This is a genomic window from Nakamurella sp. (assembly GCF_048594475.1).
Taxonomy (GTDB): domain Bacteria; phylum Actinomycetota; class Actinomycetes; order Mycobacteriales; family Nakamurellaceae; genus Nakamurella.
Genome location: NZ_JBMDXT010000521.1, coordinates 1 through 5192, shown reverse-complemented (window position 1 = coordinate 5192; position 5192 = coordinate 1). Strand labels below are relative to the sequence as shown.

Here is a 5192-nt window from a genome sequence, read left to right as displayed (position 1 = left end):
CGAGGTCGGCGGCCCCGGGCAGGTGCCGGCCGGCCAGCGTGCAGGCCTGCAGCGCCTCGGCCCACAGGGCCGGCACCGCCGCGTCCAGCCGCCGGAACCGGGCGGCGGCGTCGGCGAACCCGGCCGCGAAGCCGTCCGGGTCGGTGCCACCCTCATACGCACCGTCAACCACACCCTGGCCCCGGCCGCCGGCCCCGGACCCGGCGGCCGGATCGGCGCCGACGGCGATCCCGAACCCGCCGCCGGACTCGATCCCGGTTCCGGCGACGACGCCGGCGATGGCAGCGGCCAGGGTGAGCAGGGCGGCGCCCCAGTCGTCGCCGGCCTCCTCGCACTCTTCGACCAGCGCGATGCACGCGGTCAGCCGCCAGGCCGTCGGCTCGGTCGCGGCCAGCGCGCACTCGGCCAGGCCCCGGGCCAGCCGGGCGATCCAGGGCAGGCCGGCGACCTCGGCGTCCAGCGCGATCTGGCCGAGCCGGCCGGACGGATCCATCGCCGGGTGCCCGACGAGATCGACGACGGCGACGGCCAGGTCGGCCAGCAGCCGGTGGGTGGACTCCGCGGACCGGTCGGCCAGCACGGACTGGAGCAGGTCGCGGGCGCCCGCGAACTCCCCGCCGAGCAGCTCGATGAGGCCGGCGGCCAGCCGGTGCGGAGTCTGCCGGCCGGGGCCGGGGCCGGGGACCGCGCGGCCGCTGCTGCCCGCGCCGGAGTGGGCACGACCGCCCCGGGTCGGGTCGGCCCCGGTCGTCCGGGCGGCGACGAGACGCCGCGTGGCCAGCCGGATCGGCACCGACCAGTGGCGGGCCTCACCGCGGCCGTCCACCGCCCAGCTCATCCCGTCGGTCGAGGCCCACATCGCGGCCACCGACCGCTCCCGGCGGCAGGCGTCCCGGAAGTCCGGCTCGTCGAGCAGGTCCTCGGCCCGGCGGAAGCGGTCGACCGCCGCCGACAGCGCCCCCTCGCGGACCCACCGGCGCGCCTGGGCCAGCGAGAGCCACGGGTCGTGCGCGACGACGGCGGCGGGCAGCAGCAGATCGGTGCCGGCCGCGCCGGCGTCCGGCCCGGTGCCGCCGATCTGCAGCAGCCGGCCGACCGCCCCCCAGTCCTCGGCCCGGGCGAAGGCGCGAACGGCCGCCCGCCGGTCGCCGACCGACTCGAGCAGGGTGCCGCTGCGGGCGTACCACTCCCGCGCGCCGGCCGCGCCGTACTCCTGCACCAGGGCCCATTCCAGGTGGGTGCGCAGCACCTCGTGGTACCGGAAGGTCTGGCCGTCGTCGTCCGAGGAGGTGAACAGCTGGCGGTGCTCCAGCTCGTCCAGGATCACCGAACTGCCGGTGGTGCCCAGCAGCGCGTCGCACAGCGGACCGGTCAGCGTGCCCAGGGTGCAGGTACGCAGCAGGAAGTGCCGGCGGTCCTCGGGCAGCTCGGCCAGCACATTGCTGGCCAGGTAGGAGCGCACCAGCTTGGACCGGCCGCCCAGGTCGTCGACGGCCCGGCCGCGGTCGACCGCGCTGCGCCCCGAGGTGGCCAGGTGGAACAGCTGCAGGCCGGCGGCCCAGCCGCCGGTGCGCCGGGTCAGGGCGGCGGCCGATTCGGGGGACAGCGGCTCCCGGAACACCGAGATGAACAGCTCCTCGACCTCCCACGACCGGAACCGCAGGTCGTCCGTTCCGATCTCGCGCAGCTGGCCGGACACCCGCAGCCGCGGGATGTTCATCTCGGGCGGGCGGCGGGAGCCGATGACGACCCGCAGCTGCCGCGGGCGCAGCTGCACGAACTGCTCCAGGGCCCGCTCGGCGGCGGACCCGGCGATCTCGTGCACGTCGTCGAACACCACCATCGCGGGGGCGGCCGGCCGGGTGTCCAGCGCTTCGAGCAGGTCGGTGACGATCCCGTGCTCCGCATCGGGCGGCGGCTCGATGCCCAGGGCCCGGGCCAGGTGCGCCACGAAGGCCGGCTCGGTCAGGTCGTCGGCGGTCACCCGGTACCAGGCCACCGGCACCCCGGTGGCGATGACGGCCGCGGCCACCCGGGCCAGCAGCGTCGTCTTGCCCGAACCGGGCGGGGCCACCACCAGGTCCAGCCGGCTGTCCGACGGCGCGATCAGGAGTTCCTCGAGCCGGCGGCGGCCCAGCCCGAACGGCTCGGGCCGGCGCAGTTTCTCGGTGAGCACGACGGGCCGGGTCACGGGCGGACCGCCCCGGCGGTGCGGGGTGACCGGCCGTCGCAGGGCCGTCGCCGGGGGGCCGTGATCACCGGTCGTCTCACCTCAAGCGGGCAGGCCGGGGCCGGGGTCGGGCCGGGTTCGGTCGACACGCGCCACCACCTGGGTCAGGGCGTTTTGAGCGTTCTGCACACCGAAGAGTCCTGTGCAGACCCTGAGATACTCCGACCCAGGAAGTTACTCCGTCCAGGGGCCCATCGCGAGGCCCCAACGACGGATTTCACAGCCCGTGACCAGCTCCTGCTGGCGGAAGGGATCGTCCTGCAGGAGCTGGGCCACCTGTTCGGCCGAGTCGGCGCGGAAAACGAGGAGGGCGCCGGCCGGCCCCTCCGGGTAGGCGCCGGCGGCCAGGACGACGCCCCGGTCGAACAGCGCGCGCAGGAAGGCCCGGTGGGCCGGCCGGTGCTCGGTCAGCTCGTCGGGCCGGTCGTCGGCGTAGCGGTAGTGCACGGCGAAGACGGGCATCGGGCTCCTTCACGGGGGCGGGCTCGGGACGGCTCAGGCCAGCAGATCCTGCCAGAGCGGGTCCTGCTCGACGTGGCCGGTCAGCCGGTCGATCGCGTCGGGCTCGGAGAGCACGGTGTGGTAGCCGGGTTTGACCGACGGGGCCTCGCGGATCGCGGACAGGAACGCCGCCCGGTCCAGCGGGTCGGCCCGGATCGAGGCCAGGAAGCCGGTCTCCTCGAGCACGTGCAGCACGGTGTCCCGGCTGGGGTCGCCCTGCAGCCAACCGGTGGCGATGGTGGCCACGCCGACCTGCTCGCCGTGCATCCGCGGGCGGGAAGCCAGCCGCTCGTAGGCGTGCGAGATGAGGTGTTCGCTGCCCGAGGCGGGCCGGGACGATCCGGCCACCTCCATCGCCACGCCGCTCATCACCAGCGCCCCGCAGACCAGCTGCAGGAAGCCGAGGTCGTCGATCGTCTTGACCGGGTGGGTGACCAGGTTCTGCACGCTCTGCAACGCGATCATCACCGAGAAGTCGTTGATGGCTTCGCCGGTCGCGTGGTAGGCCAGCTTCCAGTCGGCGATCGCGCTGTACTTGGAGATCAGGTCGCCGATGCCGGACAGGGTGAACCGCGGCGGGCAGCCGGCGATGACGGCGGTGTCGATGACCACGCCGAACGGGATCGCCGCCGTGGCGCTGATCCGGCGCCCGTCCACCCGCAGGCTGGCCCCGGGGGAGGCGAAGCCGTCGTTGGAGATGGCCGTCGGCACCGCGATGACCGGGAGCCGGTTGAGGAAGCCGATGTACTTGCCGGCGTCGACGGCCACGCCGCCGCCCACCGCGACCACCGCCTGGGTGCCGCGTGGCAGGTCGAACGCCACCGTCATGAGGTCGGCGACGTCGTTGCTGCGCACCACCTCCCGGCGGACCACGGTGATCTCGGACGAGTCGAGCGAGATGCGCACGCTGCGGCCGACCAGGTCCTCGATGCCCTCGCCGTAGATCAGCGCGATGCGGCCGAAGCCGTTCTTGCGCAGGTACTTCCCGAGCTTGAACAGGGCGTCGGGCTTGATGCGCAACAGGGACGGGATGCGGATGTCCATTCCTCAGCCCTGCGCCAGGTGATCGGGGTCGATGTCGGCGACGCTGTCGTAGACGAACGTCGGCCGGTAGGGGAAGCGGTTGACCGTCTGCGCGTCGGACACGCCGGAGAGCACCAGGCAGGTGCGCATCCCCGCCTCCAGGCCGCCGACCACGTCGGTGTCCATCCGATCGCCGATCATCACGCAGTCGCCGGCGGCGACCCCGAGCATCTCCCGCGCGTAGATCATCATCAGCGAGTTCGGCTTGCCCACCACGTAGGGCTTCATGCCGGTGGCCGCCTCGATCGAGGCGAGCAGCACCCCGGCCGCCGGTTCGGTGCCCCCCTCGACGGGGTCGACCATGTCCGGGTTGGTGCCGATGAACCGGGCGCCGTTGTCGATCAGCTTGGCCGCCTTGCGCAGCTGGGGGAAGGCGAACCCGGCGGTCTTGCCCACCACCACGTAGTCGGGGTCGCTGTCGGTGATGGAGTAGCCGACCTTGTACAGCTCCGCCGACAGGGCGCCACCGCCGATCACGTAGGCGGTGCCGTGCGGGCGCTGCGAGTGCAGGAACGTCGCGGTGGCCATCGCCGAGGTGATGAAGTTCTGCTCGGTCAACCCGGTGAAGCCCAGCCCATCGAGCTTGCGGACCAGATCCAGCGGGGTCTGCTCGGAATTGTTGGTCAGGAACACGAAGCCGACGCCACGAGCCCGTAGCCGGTCGATGAACTCTGCGGCGCCGGGGACGGCCTGCTTGCCCCGGTAGATCACCCCGTCCATGTCCGAGATGATGCCGAGCTGGCGTCCCACGTTCGTCCTCCTGATGGCCTGGTGACCGGGTGACCGCGATCTCTGAATCGTTTCCGAGCGTAGTCAGTCGGCCGGTCCGGCGCGCGGGCCGAAGGTCCCGACCCCGGGAAGCGCCGGCCCCGGGAACGGCCGACCCGGGGGCGGCCGGCCCCGGGACGGCGAACGCCCCCGGACCCGTGCGGGTCCGGGGGCGTCGTGCCGATACCGGCTGCCGGTCAGCCGTCGATCAGATGTCGAAGTACATGTCGAACTCGTAGGGGTGCGGGCGCAGCCGCACGGCGTCGATCTCCTCGCGCTTGAGGTTGATCCACATCTCGATCAGGTCCTCGGTGAACACGCCGCCCTCGAGCAGGTAGTCGTGGTCCTGCTCGAGCCGGTCGATGACGGCGGCCATCGAGGACGGCACCTGCGGGATGTTGGCGGCCTCGTCCGGCGGCAGCTCGTACAGGTCCTTGTCGACCGGGGCCGGCGGCTCGATCTTGTTCTTGATGCCGTCCAGGCCGGCCATCATCATCGCCGAGAACGCCAGGTACGGGTTCGACGACGGGTCGGGGCAGCGGAACTCGATGCGCTTGGCCTTGGCGTTGGTGCCGGTCAGCGGGATGCGGATGCAGGCCGAGCGGTTCCG

Annotated in this window: 4 protein-coding genes and 1 pseudogene; all 5 read right to left on the bottom strand. The window is 73.2% G+C overall.

The features are described from left to right. Window positions 1-2191: AAA family ATPase (locus ACOJUF_RS23520; protein WP_420124234.1), on the bottom strand; the 2191-nt coding region annotated here is incomplete at its 3' end. A 213-nt stretch (window positions 2192-2404) separates the two neighbouring features. Beyond that, on the bottom strand, window positions 2405-2692 hold the full coding sequence (locus tag ACOJUF_RS23515) for a YciI family protein (protein WP_420124233.1): 288 nt from the start codon (window positions 2690-2692) through the stop codon (window positions 2405-2407). A 33-nt stretch (window positions 2693-2725) separates the two neighbouring features. Next, entirely contained in the window at window positions 2726-3775 is a 1050-nt protein-coding gene (locus ACOJUF_RS23510) for an iron-containing alcohol dehydrogenase family protein (RefSeq protein WP_420124232.1), read from the bottom strand. A gap of 3 nt (window positions 3776-3778) precedes the next feature. Further along, window positions 3779-4534, bottom strand: a complete 756-nt coding sequence (locus tag ACOJUF_RS23505; protein ID WP_420124235.1) for an HAD-IIA family hydrolase — start codon at window positions 4532-4534, stop codon at window positions 3779-3781. Window positions 4535-4790: 256 nt separating this feature from the next. Further along, a pseudogene (locus tag ACOJUF_RS23500) lies at window positions 4791-5192 on the bottom strand (type I glutamate--ammonia ligase); the annotation flags it as partial.